Source organism: Pseudoduganella sp. UC29_71 (assembly GCF_042693265.1).
Classification (GTDB): Bacteria; Pseudomonadota; Gammaproteobacteria; order Burkholderiales; family Burkholderiaceae_D; genus Rugamonas.
Map to the genome: position 1 here is coordinate 3,539,298 of NZ_CP170549.1, position 17,898 is coordinate 3,557,195.

At 65.5% G+C, this 17,898-nt stretch carries 14 protein-coding genes and 2 pseudogenes; 5 read left to right on the forward strand and 11 right to left on the reverse strand.

Going from position 1 to position 17,898, the window contains the following annotated elements; genetic code table 11:
* Nucleotides 1-3: 3 nt before the first annotated feature.
* From ACFJI2_RS15490 to ACFJI2_RS15500, 3 genes are all read right to left on the reverse strand, one after another.
* Complete coding sequence (locus ACFJI2_RS15490) at nt 4-771, reverse strand: fumarylacetoacetate hydrolase family protein (protein ID WP_377700845.1); 768 nt, start codon at nt 769-771, stop codon at nt 4-6.
* Nucleotides 772-823: 52 nt separating this feature from the next.
* A complete protein-coding gene (gene oxlT / locus ACFJI2_RS15495) occupies nt 824-2,155 on the reverse strand; it encodes an oxalate/formate MFS antiporter (RefSeq protein ID WP_377700846.1) in 1,332 nt (443 codons plus the stop codon).
* A gap of 158 nt (nt 2,156-2,313) precedes the next feature.
* Nucleotides 2,314-2,667 carry a hypothetical protein gene (locus tag ACFJI2_RS15500; protein WP_377700847.1) on the reverse strand — a complete coding sequence of 118 codons (354 nt, stop codon included), beginning with the start codon at nt 2,665-2,667 and terminating at the stop codon, nt 2,314-2,316.
* A 122-nt stretch (nt 2,668-2,789) separates the two neighbouring features.
* Between ACFJI2_RS15500 and ACFJI2_RS15505 the strand changes: the two are divergent.
* Nucleotides 2,790-3,711 (forward strand): annotated as a pseudogene (locus tag ACFJI2_RS15505) (LysR family transcriptional regulator).
* A gap of 86 nt (nt 3,712-3,797) precedes the next feature.
* On the opposite strand, the gene ACFJI2_RS15510 reads toward ACFJI2_RS15505, so the two are convergent.
* From ACFJI2_RS15510 to frc, 3 genes are read right to left on the reverse strand one after another with little or no spacing between them, the layout of a single operon-like run.
* Nucleotides 3,798-4,733 carry a histone deacetylase family protein gene (locus tag ACFJI2_RS15510; RefSeq protein WP_377700848.1) on the reverse strand — a complete coding sequence of 312 codons (936 nt, stop codon included), beginning with the start codon at nt 4,731-4,733 and terminating at the stop codon, nt 3,798-3,800.
* Nucleotides 4,730-5,464 carry a TIM barrel protein gene (locus ACFJI2_RS15515; protein WP_377700849.1) on the reverse strand — a complete coding sequence of 245 codons (735 nt, stop codon included), beginning with the start codon at nt 5,462-5,464 and terminating at the stop codon, nt 4,730-4,732. Before ACFJI2_RS15515 ends, ACFJI2_RS15510 begins: the two co-directional genes overlap by 4 nt.
* 24 nt (nt 5,465-5,488) lie before the next feature.
* Nucleotides 5,489-6,736 (reverse strand): formyl-CoA transferase, encoded by a 1,248-nt coding sequence (gene frc, locus ACFJI2_RS15520; protein ID WP_377700850.1) that lies wholly within the window; start codon nt 6,734-6,736, stop codon nt 5,489-5,491.
* A 215-nt stretch (nt 6,737-6,951) separates the two neighbouring features.
* On the opposite strand from frc, the gene ACFJI2_RS15525 reads away from it, so the two are divergent.
* Entirely contained in the window at nt 6,952-7,932 is a 981-nt protein-coding gene (locus ACFJI2_RS15525) for an NAD(P)H-quinone oxidoreductase (RefSeq protein ID WP_377700851.1), read from the forward strand.
* A 93-nt stretch (nt 7,933-8,025) separates the two neighbouring features.
* Here the strand turns inward: ACFJI2_RS15525 and ACFJI2_RS15530 are convergent, their stop codons facing one another.
* The 4 genes and pseudogenes from ACFJI2_RS15530 to ACFJI2_RS15545 all read right to left on the reverse strand — a co-directional run bounded on the left by ACFJI2_RS15530 (nt 8,026) and on the right by ACFJI2_RS15545 (nt 13,189).
* Nucleotides 8,026-8,289 carry a formate dehydrogenase subunit delta gene (locus ACFJI2_RS15530; protein WP_377700852.1) on the reverse strand — a complete coding sequence of 88 codons (264 nt, stop codon included), beginning with the start codon at nt 8,287-8,289 and terminating at the stop codon, nt 8,026-8,028.
* Nucleotides 8,290-8,305: 16 nt separating this feature from the next.
* Nucleotides 8,306-11,156: pseudogene (gene fdhF, locus ACFJI2_RS15535) on the reverse strand (formate dehydrogenase subunit alpha).
* 9 nt (nt 11,157-11,165) lie between these two features.
* Nucleotides 11,166-12,725 (reverse strand): formate dehydrogenase beta subunit, encoded by a 1,560-nt coding sequence (locus tag ACFJI2_RS15540; protein ID WP_377700853.1) that lies wholly within the window; start codon nt 12,723-12,725, stop codon nt 11,166-11,168.
* The gene (locus tag ACFJI2_RS15545; protein ID WP_377700854.1) at nt 12,722-13,189 is read right to left on the reverse strand and encodes a formate dehydrogenase subunit gamma; all 468 of its coding nucleotides are present in this window, start codon (nt 13,187-13,189) and stop codon (nt 12,722-12,724) included. The genes ACFJI2_RS15540 and ACFJI2_RS15545 overlap by 4 nt, the downstream gene beginning before the upstream one ends.
* Nucleotides 13,190-13,334: 145 nt before the next feature.
* Between ACFJI2_RS15545 and ACFJI2_RS15550 the strand changes: the two genes are divergently transcribed.
* Nucleotides 13,335-14,399 carry a substrate-binding domain-containing protein gene (locus ACFJI2_RS15550; protein WP_377700855.1) on the forward strand — a complete coding sequence of 355 codons (1,065 nt, stop codon included), beginning with the start codon at nt 13,335-13,337 and terminating at the stop codon, nt 14,397-14,399.
* Between the two features lie 289 nt (nt 14,400-14,688).
* On the opposite strand, the gene ACFJI2_RS15555 is transcribed toward ACFJI2_RS15550, so the two are convergent.
* Nucleotides 14,689-15,474: a FadR/GntR family transcriptional regulator gene (locus ACFJI2_RS15555; RefSeq protein WP_107870232.1), complete on the reverse strand. Its 786-nt coding sequence runs from the start codon at nt 15,472-15,474 to the stop codon at nt 14,689-14,691.
* A gap of 139 nt (nt 15,475-15,613) precedes the next feature.
* On the opposite strand from ACFJI2_RS15555, the gene ACFJI2_RS15560 reads away from it, so the two are divergent.
* Together ACFJI2_RS15560 and ltnD are read left to right on the forward strand one after the other, a co-directional pair.
* The gene (locus tag ACFJI2_RS15560) at nt 15,614-16,945 is read left to right on the forward strand and encodes an MFS transporter (protein WP_377700856.1); all 1,332 of its coding nucleotides are present in this window, start codon (nt 15,614-15,616) and stop codon (nt 16,943-16,945) included.
* 23 nt (nt 16,946-16,968) lie between these two features.
* Nucleotides 16,969-17,892: an L-threonate dehydrogenase gene (gene ltnD, locus ACFJI2_RS15565; protein ID WP_377700857.1), complete on the forward strand. Its 924-nt coding sequence runs from the start codon at nt 16,969-16,971 to the stop codon at nt 17,890-17,892.
* Nucleotides 17,893-17,898 lie beyond the last annotated feature (6 nt).

Here is a 17,898-nt window from a genome sequence, read left to right on the forward strand (position 1 = left end):
TTTTTACTCAAAACGGTTGCTGAGCTTTCCTATGCCGTCGATCTCCACTTCCACTATGCTGCCCGGCCGCATCGAACCGACGCCGACCGAGGTGCCGCACAGGAGGATGTCGCCCGGGTCCAGCGTCATGTCCCTCGAAATCTTGCTCACCAGCTGGGCGGCGGAGAACACCATGTCGTTGATGGGGTAGTCCTGCCGCACCTCGCTGTTGAGGATGGTCCGCACCACCAGCATCGCCGGGTCCAGGCCGGTGGCGATCACCGGGCCGAAAGGGCAGAAGGTGTCGAAACCCTTGGCCCGCACCCACTGCGGAAAAGTCGGATCGCGCTTGATGATGTCGTTGACGGTGACGTCATTGGCGCAGGTGTAGCCGAAAATATGGTCCGTGGCGTCGGCCTCGGACACGTTGAAACAGGTCTTGCCGATGACGATGGCCAGCTCGCCCTCGAACGCCACCTTGTCGTCGCACAGCGGCTTGCGGATGGTGCCGCCCGGTGCCAGGTAGGAGTTCGGCGTCTTCAGCAGGTACAGCGGTTCGGGCGGCGGCTCGATGCCGAGCTTGCGGCCCAGCGCGTGGAAGTTGTTCCACATCGCCAGCACCTTGCCCGGCACCACGGGCGTCAGCAGCTTCACTTCGGACAGGTGCAGCGTGAAATCGGTGGGCGACGGTGCGTCGAACATATCGCCCTGGTAGATGCGGATTTTGTCGCCTTCAACGGTACCGAAGCGCACCGTGTCGAAATGTTGAAAGCGCAGCCAGCGTTTGATCATGGTGTTCTCGCTTGATGTTGGCACCGGCGCCGCCGGTGCCAACGATTACATGCTAGTTGGCCAACCGCGCGGCGGCGGCCAGGGACTTGTCATCCGCCAGGTCGACCGGGGTCACGGCGGTATCCATGAAGCGCTTGCGCATCGGCCGCAGTACCCACCAGGCCATGATGGCCGCCGCGGCATTCAGGCCGCAGCCCACGAAGAACACCGCCTCCCAGCTGCCGGTGGCCGCCGTGATCATGCTGGACACCGGCACGAAGATGGAAGCGGTTCCCTTGGCCGTGTACAGCAGACCCGCATTGCCCGCCGCGTTCTTGGTGCCGAACGTATCCGCCGCAGTGGCCGGGAACAGGCTGTAGATCTCGCCCCAGGCAAAGAACACCAGGCCGGTAAGGATGACGAACATGATCGGATCGCGGCCCCAGTAGTACAGCGCCAGGATGCCCACCGATTCCAGCGCAAAGGCGATGAACATGGTCTTCTCGCGGCCGATCTGGTCGGACACCCAGCCGAAGAAGGGGCGCGTCAGGCCGTTCAGCACACGGTCGATAGCCAGGGCGAAGGTCAGCGCAGGCAGCACCATGCCCATCACGTTGAAGGTCACGCCGTCGATCTTGAAGTCCTTGGCGATCGGACCCATTTGCGCGGTCGCCATCAGGCCGCCGGCAGCGACCAGCACGAACATCACATACATCACCCAGAACACCGGCTTGCGGATGATCTGCGACGGGCCGAAGTCGGCGCGGGACTGCTGTACCTTGGTCTGCTTCTGGATCTTGCTCGGCACGTGGGCTGGCGGACGCACCATCAGCAGCGCCAGCAGCATCACGATGGCGCCCTGGCCGATACCGAAGGTGAGGAAGGTCGCTTCGTAGCCGCTTTTCGCGATCATCATCGAGATCGGAATGATGGTCGCCGCTGATCCCGCCCCGAATCCCGCCGCCGTCAAACCCGCTGCAAGACCACGGCGATCCGGGAACCACTTCAGTGCCGAACCGACGCAAGTGCCGTACACGGCGCCGGCGCCGATACCGCTGATGGCCGCCGCGATGTAGAGCATCGTCAGCGAGTCCGCGTAGGAGTTCATGATCCAGCCCAGCGCGCACAGGAAGCCGCCGAACAGCACCACGGGACGCGGCCCGAATTTGTCCACCGCCCAGCCCTCGACCGGCACCAGCCATGTCTCGGTCAGGATGAAGATGGTGAAGGCAACCTGGATGGCCGCCTTGCTCCAGCCGTACTTGTCGGCGATAGGGTTCACGAACAGGGTCCAACCATACTGCAGGTTGGCGATCATGGCCATACAGACTATGCCCATGATAAGTTGTAGCCAGCGGTACGAAGGAGGCCTGATCACCGGCGCAGTGTCATCGTCATGCTTCATTTCGTTATCTCCATATAGTTTTTTAGTTGGACCGTGTCTGGTTGACCGTTGTCACGAGATGATTGTGGAAGAAGCAAAACCCGATATCCTTGACCGCGGTTAAGATTCGACATTCTTTCATTTTTTTCAAGCGAAAAATAGCGACTTCTCGAGACGGCTCAAAAACCCACTTCACCGCGCTGCATGCTGTGCTGGACAGCGTGCTGCGCGCCCTGCCGCTCGCCCACGCGGGTGCCCGCGCCGGACGCGCCGCAGCCGGCGCCGGCGGCCTCCAGGCAGCGCGTCATCACCTTCTGGATCGCGTTCACCAGGAACTCCGCGTCGTACACCTTCAGCATGTGCGGATGATGGTTCTCCACGTAGCGGCGCAGGTGCGAGCGCTGGCTCTCCACACCCATCTGGCCGGCGTAGTCGTTACTGCCCCAGAACCAGCGCAAGCCCAGTTCCGCAAAGGCCGCGTTGTAAGCCTGGCGCTGCGCGTCGGCCAGGTCGGACGTATCGATATGCATCATGGTCTGCTCCCTCTGTTGGAATAATGTCGGTTGACTAAGTACATCCTAGGGGCTGACAATGATTAGGTATAGTTAAAGGTTTTTGGCTTTTCCATTCACGATCCTGTATACAAACCTTACCCATGAAACACGCCACCCTGCGCCAGCTGAAGGTATTCGAAGCGGTCGCCCGCCACCTGAGCTTCTCGCGCGCCGCCGCCGAACTGCACCTGACGCAGCCGGCCGTCTCCACCCAGATCAAGACCCTGGAAGGCCACGCCGGCCTGGTGCTGTTCGAGCAGTTGGGAAAAAAAGGTGTACCTGACGCCGGGCGGCGCCGAGCTGCTGTACCACAGCCGCGCCATCATCCAGCAGTTCCAGGAAGCCGAGGACGCGCTCACCCAGTTTCGCGGCATCGCCGGCGGCAAGCTCAATGTGGCCGTGATCAGCGCGGGCGACTACTTCTTCCCGCGCCTGATGGTGGAATTCGCCCGCCGCAATCCGGGCGTAAAGCTCAATCTCACGGTGCACAACCGCGCAGAGCTGCTGGAACGGCTCTCCAGCAACCAGACCGACCTCGCGGTGATGGTGCGCCCTCCCCAGCCCGCCGACGCCGCCCAGGCCGCGTTTGCGCCCCATCCTTACGTCATCGTCGCCCCGGCCCAGCACCCGCTGGCAGGCAAGCGCCGCATCCCCATCGAACGGATTGTGGAAGAACCGTTCGTGGTGCGCGAGCGCGGATCGGACACATGGAACTCAATGGAAGACGGCTTCGGCGCCCACCTGGAGCACCTGAACGTGGCGATGGAGATCCGCAGCACCGAGACCATCAAGCAGGCCGTCATCGCCGGCATGGGCGTGGCCTTCCTGTCGGCGCACACCATCAGCCAGGAGCTGAAGGCGGGCAGCCTGGTGGTGCTGGACGTGGCGGGTTTTCCGGTGATGCTGAACTGGTACGTGGTGCACCGCAAAAACAAACGCCTGCCACCGGTGGCGCAGGCGTTCAAGGACTTCCTTCTTGCAGACGGCGCCGCGCTGATCGAGCACTACCTCGCTCCAATCTAGGATGTTGGAGATAAAACCATGTGCAGAGAAAAAGTCTTTCGATGCGACTGAAGGACGAAGCTCACAAACGGGATATCCGAACCACTTCAGCTTGTCAGCGCACGCACATGGGCGGCGACGCCGCCTGTCAGGCCGGCCATGCTGTAGCCGCCCTCGAGGATGGAGACGACGCGGCCCTGCGCGGTGTCCGCCGCCACTTCCATCAGCTCGCGCGTGATCCAGTGGAAGTCCGCGTCCACGAGCTGCAGGCCGGCCAGCGGGTCGTCGCGGTGGGCGTCGAAGCCGGCGGAGATGACGATCAGTTCGGGCGCCCAGTTGCGCAGCGCGGGGAGCAGGTCCATGCGGATGCGGTCGCGGAACATGGGCGAGTCGCAGCCCGGCGGCAGCGGCACGTTGAGGATGTTGTTGCGGCTGCCGGTCTCGCTGCGCAGGCCGGTGCCGGGGTATAGCGGCGACTGGTGGCAGGACGCGTAGAACAGCCCTGGCAGCGGCGCGAACGCGGCCTGGGTGCCGTTGCCATGGTGGACGTCGAAATCGACCACGGCCACCCGCTCCAGCTCATACGCGCGGCTCGCATGGGCGGCGGCGATGGCGGCCTGGTTGAAGATGCAGAAGCCCATGGCGCGGTCCGGCTCGGCGTGGTGGCCGCAGGGACGCGTGGCGCAGAACACGTTGGCCGCTTCGCCCAGCATCACGTCGTCCACGGCGGCGCAGGCGGCGCCGATGCAGCGCATCACGGCGCGCCAGGAGCCGGGGGACAGCACGGTGTCGCCGCCGTCCAGCGGGACGATGCCGCGCTCGGGCAGCGCTTCCAGGATGGCGTCGTAGTAGTCGGCGTCGTGGATCAGTTCGGCCTGGGCGCGCGTGCCCATCGGCGCTGCCTGCCAGTCCAGGGCGGAGAATTCGGACGCCTTCAGCGCTTCGAGCACCAGCGCCAGCCGCTGCGGCGATTCGGGATGGCCTTCGCCTGTCTGGTGGTCGTAGCAGTCGGCATGGGTGTAGACGCGGGTACGCTGTTTCATGTGGGGTCGTCCTGCAGGAACAGGTTGTCGGAGCCGGTGTCGCGGATGACGGCGAGCGCCTGTGCGCGGCCGGTGAGGAAATGGTCTGCGGCATCGCACGGGCCGGGTGCGCCGGGTGCGCCAGGCGGGGAGGACGGATGCGGGGCGCGCGCGCCGCTGATGATGCTGGCGGCGCTAACCATGCTGGCGGCGCAGGCGGCGTCGGCCACGCTGTGCGGGGCGATCTGCAGGGCGATGCCGTGCGGCTTGAGCGCGGCGGCGGCGTAGCGCAGGTTATTCACCAGGGTCTGGCGCGCCAGGTCGGGCGCGAGGCCGGGCAGCAGCAGCCCGGCCAGGCAGCGCAGCTGGCGCGTGCCGAGCGGGCGGGCATAGCGGATGGCTTCTTCGAGCCCGTAGCGGAATTCGCCCATGCGGTCAGGGTGGCAGGCGATGCCGCGCTCGCCGCCCATCCAGTCGCCCGCCGGCAGGCAGAAGCGCACCACCTGCAGGCCGTGGCTGCACAGGCGGTGGGCGATCTGCTCCACCGGGTACGAGTACGGGAACATGAATTCCACGCGGCCGTAGCCGGCTTGGGCGGCGGCGTCGAAGCGGTCCAGGAACGGCAGGTCGCCGAACAGGCGGTTCAGGTGCGCTGCCGGCTTGTGCACGGTGGACACTCCCGCGCCGAAGCCGGCGCTGGATGCGGTGTGGATGCCGGCGCCGGTTTCGGCGCTGGAGGTGGCGTGGTGCATGACGCGGGGGCCGCTGCTGCCGGCTCAGATCACGCGCTCGTCGCGCAGCGCGGCGATCTGCAGGTCGTTGTAACCGAGCTCGCGCAGCACTTCGTCGGTGTGCTCGCCCAGCAGCGGCGAGCGGGTGATGTCGGTGGGGCTGTCGGAGAGCTTGATCGGGTTGCCCACCGTGAGGTACTTGCCGCGCTCGGGATGGTCCACTTCCACGATGGTGCCGCTGGCGCGCAGCGACGGTTCCTCGGCGATCTCCTTCATCGACAGGATGGGGCCGCAAGGGATGTCGTACTTGTTAAGGATATCCATGGCCTCGAACTTGGTGTGCTCGCGGGTCCACTCTTCCACCGTGGCGAAGATGGACATGAGGCGCGGCAGGCGCGCGCGCGGGGTGGCGTAGTCGGGGTCCGTGATCCAGCCTTCGCGGCCGATCACACGGCAGATGGCGGGCCATACCGGCGCCTGGGCGATGAAGTAGATGTAGGCGTTGGGGTCGGTCTCCCAGCCTTTGCATTTCAAGATCCAGCCGGGCTGGCCGCCGCCGGATGCATTGCCGGCGCGTGGCACGGAGTCGCCGAAAGTGCCTTCGGCGTACTGCGGATATTCTTCCATGGTGCCGGTGCGTTCCAGGCGCTGCTGGTCGCGCAGTTTGACGCGGCACAGGTTCAGCACGGCGTCCTGCATGGCGGTGTCCACCTTCTGGCCGCGGCCGGTGGCGTTGCGCTGGTACAGGGCGGTGACGATGCCGAGCGCCAGGTGCAGGCCGCTGCCGCTGTCGCCGATCTGGGCGCCGGTGACGACGGGCGGGCCATCATCGAAGCCGGTGGTGGCGGCCGAGCCGCCGGCGCACTGGGCCACGTTTTCGTACACCTTGCAATGTTGATATGGTCCGGGGCCGAAGCCTTTTACGGACGCGACGATCATGCGCGGGTTGAGTTCCTGGATGCGTTCCCAGCTGAAGCCCATGCGGTCCAGCGCGCCGGGGGCGAAGTTTTCCACCAGCACGTCGCAGTCGCGGATCAGGGTTTCCAGCACTTGCTTGCCCATGGTTTTCTTGGTGTCCAGCGTGATGGAACGCTTGTTGTGGTTCAGCATGGTGAAGTACAGGCTGTCCACGCCGGGTATGTCGCGCAGCTGGCCCCGGGTGGCGTCGCCCTCCCCGGCGCGCTCCACTTTGATGACGTCGGCGCCGAACCAGGCCAGCAGTTGGGTGCAGGTCGGCCCCGATTGCACGTGGGTGAAATCGAGGACGCGCACCCCGTCTAATGCTTTGCTCATGGACTGTCTCCAGGTAGATGGTATTTTTTGATAGCTAGTATGGCATGCGGCTTGCACCGCGAGATAGTTGCATCATAGGCAGTGGCTCGGACAACGTGCATTGACCGGGGTCAAGATTCGCAGGATGGCCATATTCTGGAAAATTGACTGCGGTCATGGGGATTTTCGGGGCGTGCGCCTAGCATTGGTTTCCTCTATTTCCAGAAGGAGGAACCATGCGCGCGATAGAAATTACCCAGCCGGGCGGGCCGGAGGTGCTGCAGTTGTGCGAGCGTCCGCGTCCGTCGCTGTTGCCGGGACAGGTGTTGATCAAGGTCCATGCGGCGGGGATTAACCGGCCGGATTTGTTGCAGCGCATCGGAAAGTATCCGGTGCCGGAGGGGGCGTCGGATTTGCCGGGGCTGGAGGTGGCCGGCGAGATCGTGGCGGGGCATGTGGGCGACAGCGGCTGGCATATCGGGGACAAGGTGTGCGCGCTGGTGCAGGGCGGCGGGTATGCGCAGTATTGCCCGGCGCAGGTTGAGCTGTGCCTGCCGATACCGGAGGGGTGGTCGATGCTGGAGGCGGCGTCGCTGCCGGAGACGTTCTTTACGGTGTGGAGCAATGTGTTCGACCGGGCGGCGCTGGCGCCCACGGAGACGCTGCTGGTGCAGGGCGGGACGTCGGGGATAGGCGTGACGGCGATCCAGCTGGCGAAGGCGTTTGGGCATCGGGTGTTCGCCACGGCGGGGTCGGATGAAAAGTGCCGGGCTTGCGAAGAACTGGGGGCGGATCTGGCCGTCAATTACCGCACGGGGGATTTTGCGGCGGCGGTGAAGGACGCGACACGCGGCAAGGGAGTGGATGTGATCCTGGACATGGTGGGCGGAGATTATGTGCCGCGTGAGCTGAGCTGCCTGGCCGATGATGGGAGGCTGGTGTTTATAGCCCTGCTGGGCGGGGCCAGGGCGGAGGTGCCGCTGGGGCAGATTTTGCTGCGGCGCCTGAGCGTAACCGGCTCCACCCTGCGTCCGCGTCCGGTGGCGTTCAAGGCCGCGATTGCCCGGCAGTTGCGGGAGAAGGTGTGGCCCTTGATTGAGGATGGCTTGATCAAGCCGGTGATTTACAAGAGTTATCCCCTGGAGCAGGCGGCCGAGGCCCATGCGCTCATGGAAACCAGTGCGCATATCGGAAAGGTGATGCTCGAGGTAGGGTGATTGCCGCCTCCATGAGTCCGTGGCCCGTAGGGCGGGTTAGGCGGCGCAAGCCGGCGTAACCCGCCGTCGAGCCGCCGACGGCGCATCGACGGGTTACAAGCCGACGGTGGTAGCGGTGCCGCGCGCGGGCGCGGGCGTCAGGCGCACGAGGTTGGCCTGGATGGCAGCCAGCACCGCCGGCTGCAGCCCCTCCCCGCCATGCTCCGCCACATGCGCCAGCAGCTGGCGCCGCATCTGTGGCGCCCAGAAGCGCTGCAGATGGCTGGCGATCTCGCTGCTGGCCTCCTCCTGGTCCGGGTAGGACGCGAAGAAGGAGCCGATCTGGTTGGCCATGGTGACCAGGTGGTGAATATTCATCAGCTTCTCCTTATCGTTAAGCCGGCTGCGCCGCTGCGGCATCCTTGTGCGCCATCTGCTCCTCGTGGAAGCGCGCGAACTCGAGCTGCCAGTCGGACTGCTGCTGCACCGGCATCACCTGCACCGCCGTCACCTTGTACTCCGGGCAGTTGGTGGCCCAGTCCGAGTTCTCGGTCGTGATGACGTTCGCGCCCGACTCGGGGAAGTGGAAGGTGGTATACACCACGCCCGGCTGCATGCGCTCCGTCACCAGCGCCCGCAGCACAGTCTCCCCTGCCCGGCTCTGGATGCCCACCCACTGATCGTCCTTGATGCCACGCTCCTGCGCATCGTGCGGGTGGATCTCCAGCCTGTCCTCGGCGTGCCAGCGCACGTTCTCCGTGCGCCGCGTCTGCGCCCCCACGTTGTATTGCGACAGGATGCGGCCGGTGGTCAGGATCAGCGGATACATGCGCGTCACCTTCTCATCCGTCGGCACGTATTGCGTGATGATGAAGCGGCCCTGCCCGCGCACGAAGCGGTCGATGTGCATGGTCGGCGTGCCTTCCGGCGCCGCGTCGTTGCACGGCCACTGAATGCTGCCCAGCTTGTCCAGCTTGGCGTAGCTCACGCCGCTGAAGGTGGGCGTCAGGCGCGCGATTTCGTCCATGATCTGCGACGGGTGCGTAGTTCATCGGGTAGCCCAGGCGGTTCGACAGCTGCACCGTCACTTCCCAGTCCGCGTAGCCTGCCTTCGGCGCCATCACCTTGCGCACGCGCGAGATGCGGCGCTCGGCGTTGGTGAAGGTGCCGTCCTTCTCCAGGAAGGAAGAACCGGGCAGCAGCACGTGGGCGTACTTGGCGGTTTCGTTCAGGAAGATGTCCTGCACCACGATGCACTCCATGGCCTCCATGGCGGCGATCACGTGCTGCGTGTTCGGGTCGGACTGCACGATGTCCTCGCCCTGGCAATACAGGCCCTTGAAGCTGCCGTCCAGCGCCGCTTCGAACATATTGGGGATGCGCAGGCCGGGTTCGGCCTGCAGTTCCACGCCCCACGCGGACTCGAACTGCATGCGCACGGTGGTGTCGGACACGTGGCGGTAGCCCGGCAGCTCGTGCGGGAAGGAGCCAATGTCGCACGAACCCTGCACGTTATTCTGGCCGCGCAGCGGGTTCACGCCCACGCCTTCGCGGCCGACGTTACCGGTGGCCATGGCCAGGTTGGCGATGCCCATCACGGTGGTGGAGCCTTGCGCATGCTCGGTCACGCCCAGGCCGTAGAAGATGGCGCCGTTGCCGCCGGTGGCGAACAGGCGGGCCGCGGCGCGCACCTGGTCGGCCGGCACGCCGGTCACGGCTTCCATGGCTTCCGGCGAGTTCGATTCCTGCGCCACGAAGTCGCGCCACTGCGTGAAGGCGCGCTCCTCGCAGCGCTCGGCGATGAAGTCTTCAGCCAGCAGGCCTTCGGTCACGATCACGTGGGCCAGCGAGCTGACCATGGCGACGTTGGTGCCGGGCCGCAGCTGCAAATGGTATTGGGAGCGGATGTGCGGCGACTTCACCAGGTCGATGCGGCGCGGGTCGATGACGATCAGCTTGGCGCCCTGGCGCAGGCGGCGCTTCATGCGCGAGGCGAACACCGGGTGGCCGTCGGTCGGGTTGGCGCCGATGACCATGATGACGTCGGACTTGGCCACCGAGGCGAAAGTCTGCGTGCCGGCCGATTCGCCCAGCGTCTGCTTCAGGCCATAGCCGGTGGGCGAGTGGCAAACGCGGGCGCAGGTGTCCACGTTGTTGTTGCCGAACGCGGCGCGCACCAGCTTCTGCACCAGGTAGCCTTCTTCATTGGTGCAACGGGAGGACACGATGCCGCCGATGGAATCCTTGCCGTGCCTGGCCTGGATGCGCTTGAATTCGGAAGCGGCGTAGTCCAGCGCCTCGTCCCACGACACTTCCTTCCACGGGTCGGTGATCTTGGACCGGATCATCGGCTTCAGGATGCGGTCCTTGTGGGTGGCGTAGCCCCAAGCGAAGCGGCCCTTCACGCAAGCGTGGCCCTCGTTGGCCTTGCCGTCCTTGCTCGGCACCATGCGCACCACTTCGCTGCCCTTCATTTCCGCGTCCAGCGAGCAGCCCACGCCGCAATAGGCGCAAGTGGTGGTCACCTTGTGCTCGGCCTGGCCCATCCAGATCACGGTTTTCTCTTGCAGCGTGGCGGTCGGACAGGCTTCCACGCAGGCGCCACAAGACACGCACTCGGATTCCATGAACGACTCGCCCTGCCCGGCCGACACGCGCGACTCGAAGCCGCGACCGGAAATGGTGAGCGCAAAAGTGCCCTGCGTTTCCTCGCAAGCGCGCACGCAGCGGTTGCAGACGATGCACTTGGACGAGTCGAAAGTGAAGTAGGGATTCGATTCGTCCTTCTTCAGTTTCAGGTGATTGGCGCCTTCATAGCCGTAGCGCACTTCGCGCAGACCGGTGACGCCGGCCATGTCCTGCAATTCGCAGTTGCCGTTGGCCGGGCAGGTCAGGCAGTCCAGCGGGTGGTCGGAAATGTACAGCTCCATCACGCCCTTGCGCAGTTCCTGCAGCTTGGACGTCTGCGTGCGCACCACCATGCCCTCCTCCACCGGCGTGGTGCAGGAAGCGGGATAGCCGCGCCGGCCCTCGATCTCCACCAGGCACAGGCGGCAGGAGCCGAACGGCTCCAGGCTGTCGGTGGCGCACAGCTTGGGGATCATGGTGCCGCTTTCGGCGGCGGCGCGCATCACGGACGTGCCGGCGGCTACCGTCACGCGCTGGCCGTCGATGGTGAGCGTGACGAAGTCGGTGGCCACGCTGGGCGGGGTGCCGAAGTCGCGGGTGATTATGGTTTCGATCATCTGTGTCTCCTAGGCGGCGCGCTGGTCTTCGGAGACCTGGCCGAAATCTTGCGGGAAGTGGTTCAGGGCCGACAGCACGGGGTACGGCGTCATGCCGCCCATCGCGCACAGCGAGCCATGCAGCATGGTGTCGCACAGCTCGCGCAGCAGGATCACCTGCTTCGGACGCTCGCTGCCTTCACGGATCTTGTCGATGACTTCCACGCCGCGCGTGGAGCCGATGCGGCACGGCGTGCACTTGCCGCACGATTCCACCGCGCAGAATTCCATCGCATAGCGGGCCAGCCTGGCCATGTCGGCGCTGTCGTCGTGCACCACGATGCCGCCGTGGCCCAGCACCGCCCAGAGCGAGGCGAAGGCTTCGTAGTCCAGCGGCGTGTCCCATTGCGATTCGGGCAGATAGGCGCCCAGCGGCCCGCCCACCTGCACTGCCTTGATGGGACGGCCGGAGGCGCTGCCGCCGCCGTATTCGAACAGGATGTCGCGCAGCGTTACGCCGAAGGCCAGCTCGATCAGGCCGCCGTGCTTGATGTTCCCGGCCAGCTGCACCGGCAGCGTGCCGCGCGAACGGCCCATGCCGTAGTCCTGGTAATAGGCCGCGCCCTTGTCGAGGATGAGCGGCACGGCCGCCAGCGACAGCACGTTGTTGATGACGGTGGGTTGGCCGAACAGCCCGGACAGCGCAGGCAGCGGCGGCTTGGCGCGCACCACGCCGCGCTTGCCCTCGATACTTTCCAGCAGCGCGGTCTCTTCGCCGCAGATATAAGCGCCCGCGCCCTTGCGCACTTCCAGCTCGAACGCGCGGCCCGAGCCCAGGATGTTGGAACCGAGGTAGCCCGCCTGCAGCGCGCTGTTGATGGCGTGGTTCAGGTTGGCGATGGCGTGCGGGTATTCGCTGCGCACGTAGATGTAGCCCTTGTTGGCGCCCACGGCCAGGCCGGCGATGGTCATGCCTTCGATGAGCATGAAGGGGTCGCCCTCCATCACGATGCGGTCGGCGAAGGTGCCAGAGTCACCCTCGTCGGCGTTGCAAACTATGTACTTCTGCGCGCCGGCGGCTTTCAGCACGGTGTTCCACTTGATCCCGGTGGGGAAAGCGGCGCCGCCCCGGCCGCGCAGTCCGGAGGCCGTCACGGCGGCGACGATGGCGGCGGGCTCCATCGCCAGCGCGTTGCGCAGGCCCTTGTAGCCTTCGTGCGCCTCGTAGTCGGCCAGCGACAGCGGGTCGGTGATGCCGGCGCGGGCGAAAGTCAGGCGGCTTTGCCTGGCCAGGTAAGGAATCTGCTCCACCAGGCCCAGTGCCAGCGCGTGCTTGCTTTCGCCCAGGTGGAAGCCCGCGTCGAACAACGCAGCCACGTCGGACGCGTCCACCGGACCGAAGCCGATGCGCCCTTCGGCCGTGGCCACTTCCACCAGCGGCTCAAGCCACAGCAGGCCGCGCGTGCCGTTGCGCACGACGTCGATTTCAACGCCGCGCCGTGCAGCTTCGGCGGTGATGGCTACCGCCACGTCGTCGGCGCCCAGCGCCAGCGCGGTCGAATCGCCGGGAATGTAGATGCGGATGCTCATGCTGCCTCCTTGGCCTTGGCCAGCAGCGCGTCGAAGCGCGCCGGGGTAACGCGCGCATACAGCGCCTCGTTGATCATCATCGACGGCGCCGTGGCGCATTGCCCCAGGCAGTACACCGGCTCCAGCGCGAATTCGCCATCCGTGCTGTGAGCGTGCAGCTTGCAGCCCAGCGTGTGCTCGGCATGCGCCAGCAGTGCGTCGCCGCCCATGCTCTGGCAGGCTTCGGCGCGGCAGATTTGCACTACCTTGCGTGCAGGCGCTTCGGTGCGGAAGTAGTGGTAGAACGTGATCACGCCATGCACCTCCGCGCGCGACAGGTTGAAGGTGGAGGCGATCTCCTCAACCTGCTCCGGCGGGATATAGCCGATAGCATCCTGGATCGCGTGCAGGACCGGAAGTAGCTGGTCCTGCGCACCGCTGCTGGCGGCAAGGATGGCGCTTGCCTGGGGAATACGCTGCTGCATAATGCCTCCGTCGTTTTTATTGTGTGCCGTGAGCCGGATTACTGTCTCAAGTTATGTTCTGCAAAACATATATTCCGGTTAATATTCATGCATGAGCCTAGGCTAGCACTGTAAAAACACCAACGCAATATGAAGGATTTTGCATATGTTCAAAGTTGAGATCCGCCCCGACTGGGTACTGCGCCACCCTAACGGGCAGGCAGTGCCGCTGCCGGTGCTGCTGGACCTGCTGGCCGCCGTACGCAGCTCTGGCAGCATCAGCCAGGCCGCCAAGGACAGCGGCATCTCCTACCGCCATGCGTGGGGACTGCTGAATTCCTTCAACGAACAGTTCGGCGCGGAGCTGGTGCACAAGTCGCGCGGATCGGGCACGGTACTGTCGCCGCTGGCGGACAAATTGATCTGGGCCGACAAGCGCATCGCCGCCCGCCTGAGCCCCATGCTGGACAGCCTGGCATCGGAACTGCAGCAAGAGCTGGCGAGCCTGCTGGACGAACGCCCGCCGGCCCTGCGCCTGACCGCATCGCACGGCTTTGCCGTGGCCGCGCTGGTAAGCCGATTGGAGCAACAAGGCGTGCTGGTGGACCTGCAATACCGCAGCAGCACCGAAGCGGTGGCCGCCCTCGCGCGCGGCGAGTGTGACCTGGCAGGCTTCCATCTACCGATGGGCGAATTCGAAGGCGCGGCGGCGGCCAAGTACCGTCCGCTGCTCGATCCGGGCAGGCAGATGCTGATCCACCTCGCCTACCGCATGCAAGGCATTTTCACCGCAAAAGGAAATCCGAAAGACATCCGCACGCTGGACGACCTCGCGCGCCCGGACGTGCGCTTCGTGAACCGCCAGCGCGGCTCGGGCACGCGGCTGCTGCTTGAACTGCTGCTGGACGGGCACGGCATCGCGCCGGACCGCATCAACGGCTTCGAAAGCGCCGAATTCACGCACGCGGCGGTGGCCGCCTACGTCGCCAGCAACATGGCCGACGCCAGCTTCGGCGTCGAAACCGCCGCGCGCCGCTTCGACCTCGACTTCGTGCCCGTGATCCGCGAACGCTACTTCTTCGCCTGCTCCCGCGAAGCCCCGAACGCCCCGCTGGTCGCCGCCGCCCTGGCGGTAATGGAAAGCGACGACTTCAAAGCCACCCTCGCCGCCCTCCCCGGCTACGACGGCGCCCAAAGCGGCCAGCGCCTGCCGCTGCAGTCGCTGTTCTAATCACCTCGAGGTCTAATCCCCCGGGGTCAATCCCCCGGGGTCAGTTCCGGCATCGCGACACGAACTGGACCTTACGCCACTTGGCCTCGGGGTCAGTTCCGCCTCGGGGTCAGTTCCGGCATCGCGACACGAACTGGACCTTACTCCACTTGAGCCTGTGTCCGAATGCCGGACCTGACCCCGCAGTGCGCCCCCGGTGCGCTTGAGCCCGTGTCTGAATGCCGGACCTGACCCCGGAGGGGGCGACTGAGCCTGCAGTGGGGAGGTGCGGGTCGGGCCGGCGGTAGGGTCAGCCGGTCCAGCTGGCGGCGTCTTCGGACAGGCGCTGTGCCAGTTCGCCGCCTTTGCCGCGCCAGAACTCGCGGTCGGCTTCGCGCACGCGCTTGGCGGCGTGCTGCATGTGGGTCTTGGCCGCTGCGCGGGCCTGTTCGGGGTCGCGCGCGGCGATGGCGAGCACCAGTTGCTCGTGCTCGTCCTGCACCTGGCGCGTGAAGTCTTCGCGCCGCGCTTCGTTGGCGCGCGTTACCTTGACGGCCGACCGTATCGGTTCGGCGAACATGTCCACCAGCCGCACCCAGGCCGGATTCCCGGTCGCCATGGCGATGCATTGATGGAAGCTCGCGTCTTCCTCTACGCCGTCCGACCCGGCCGCCACCGCTTCTTCCAGCTTGCGCAGCGCGTGCTCGATGTCGGCCAGCTGGCCGGGCGTGCGGCGCACGGCGGCCAGCGCCGCGATTTCCGCTTCCATCCCCTCGCGCACTTCGATGATGTTGAGCAGCGACTGGATCGACTGCGCCCTCATGCTGTCCGCACGGAAGGCCGGCGCCGCGTCGTTCTGGCACACAAAGGCGCCGCTGCCCTTGCGCGTCTCGAGCAGCCCGTCCGCTTTCAGCAGGCCAATCGCGTCCCGCACCACGGTGCGGCTCACGCCGAAATGCTGCGCCATGGCCTGCTCGGACGGCAAGCGCGTGCCCGGCGCCAGGCCGTCCTGGCGGATCTTGTTCAGCAATTGCTCGGCCACCCGGGCGCCCAGGGTTCCTGTCTGAAAGCTGTTTGGAATGTTCACTGTATCCATAGGAACATTTTACCTATCCAGCGCTAACCGTTGCAGAAAAAAGTTCAAAGGAATAGATTGACATACAAATTTCATACGAATATCCTACAAACATACAGCTTTCAGACAACTCTGAGAGACTTAAAGACAGGAGACTCGTATGACCACCCCGTTCACGCCGGCTGCCGGATCGGCCGATTTCACCCTTCCCCATCTCAGCGGCACCAACGAAGCCGCCACCTACCGCAAAGTAACCTGGCGCCTGGTACCCTTCCTGATGCTGTGCTACGTCGTGGCGTATCTCGACCGCGTCAACGTCGGCTTCGCCAAGCTGCAAATGCTGAATGACCTGAAGTTCAGCGAAACCGTGTTCGGCCTGGGCGCGGGCGTGTTCTTCATCGGCTACTTCCTGTTTGAGGTGCCCAGCAACGTCATGCTGCACCGCGTCGGCGCGCGCATCTGGATCGCCCGCATCATGATCACCTGGGCCGTCATCTCCGGCGCCTTCATGTTCGTCAACACGCCTACCATGTTTTACGTGATGCGCTTCCTGCTCGGCATCGCCGAGGCGGGTTTCTTTCCGGGCATCATCCTCTACCTCACCTACTGGTATCCGGCCGAACGCCGCGCCCGCATCGTGGCCACCTTCATGACCGCCATTCCGCTGTCCGGTGTGTTCGGCGGGCCGCTGTCCGGATGGATCATGGAGTCCTTCGCCGGCGTGCAGGGCCTGACGGGCTGGCAGTGGATGTTCGTGATCGAGGCCGTCCCCGCCATCGTGATGGGCATCGCCGTGCTGCTTTACCTGGACAACGGCATCCGCTCGGCGAAGTGGCTCAGCGAGGGCGAGAAGCAATTGCTGGAAGCGCGCATCGCCCATGACGCCAAGGGCAAGACCGAGCACCCTTCGCTGCGCGCCATGTTCGCCGACCGCCGCGTGTGGCATATGGCCCTGATCTACTTCTGCTGCGTGATGGGCCAGTACGGCCTGACCTTCTGGATGCCCACCCTGATCAAGGCGGCCGGCGTGAAGGGCGTGTTCAATATCGGCATGTTCACCGCCATCCCTTACGGCGCTGCCGTGGTGGCCATGCTGCTGTTCGGCCGCAGCGCGGACAAGCAGCGCGAACGCCGCTGGCACCTGGTCGTGCCCATGCTGCTGGGCGCCATCGGCCTGATAGGCAGTGCGCAAGCCGGCTCGAATACCGGCATGGCGGTCGCTTTCCTGACCCTGGCCGCCGCCGGCGTACTCACCTCTGCCCCGCTGTTCTGGAGCCTGCCGACCGCGTTCCTCGGCGGCACGGCTGCCGCTGCCGGTATCGCCGCCATCAACTCGGTGGGCAACCTGGCCGGTTTCGCCAGTCCCTACCTGATCGGCTGGCTCAAGGATCTGACCCAAAGCACCAACAGCGCCATGTATGTGCTGGCGGCGGTGCTGGTTGCAGGCTGCTTCGCCGTGCTCAACGTGCCGGCGCGCCTGGTCAACCGTTAATGAATCTTCTAGGAGCAATCGAAATGAACCATCAGGAAAAACAAGTGCGCCGCGTTGGCGTGATCGGCCTGGGCGCCATGGGCATGGGCGTCGCCCAGTCACTGCTGCGCGCCGGCTTCGAGGTGCAGGTATGCGACGTGCGGCCGGAAGCGGTACGCAAGGCGGTGGACGCCGGCGCCCAGGCGGCAGCTTCGCCTGCGGAGTTGGGGATGGCGGAGGCCCTGCTGATCTACGTCGTCAACGCGCAGCAGACCGAAGAGGTGCTGTTCGGCGCAGCCGGCGCAGCCGCCAGGTTGGCGCCCGGCGCCATCGTGATCGGCTGCGCCACGGTGTCGCCGGAGTACGCCGAGGCGCTCGGCGCGCGGCTGAACGGCATGGGCCTGCAGTACATCGACGCCCCCGTATCCGGCGGCGCGGCCAAGGCGGCCAGCGGCGAAATGTCGGTGATGGCCTCCGGCGCACCCGAGACCTTCGCCCGCTGCGGCGCGCTGTTTGAAGCCATTTGCAGCAAGCTGTATCGGCTGGGCGACAAGGCCGGCCAGGGCTCCAAGGTCAAGATGATCAACCAGCTGCTGGCCGGCGTGCATATCGCCGCCGCCGCCGAGGCGATGGCGCTGGGCTTGCGCGCCGGTTGCGACGCCGACGCGCTGTATGAAGTGATCAGCAACAGCGCCGGCAGTTCCTGGATGTTCCAGAACCGCGTGCCGCACATCCTGGCCGGCGACTACACGCCGCTGTCGGCGGTGAACATCTTCGTCAAGGACCTCGGCATTGTGCTCGACTACGCGAAGAAGAGCATTTTCCCGCTGCCGCTGTCCGCCGCCGCGCACCAGATGTTCATGCAGGCTTCCGCTGCCGGCCACGGCGGCGAGGACGATTCGGCCGTGGTCAAGATCTTCCCCGGCATTGAACTGCCCGTGCCCAAGCCGGCGCGCCAGGCAGCCTGACAGGAG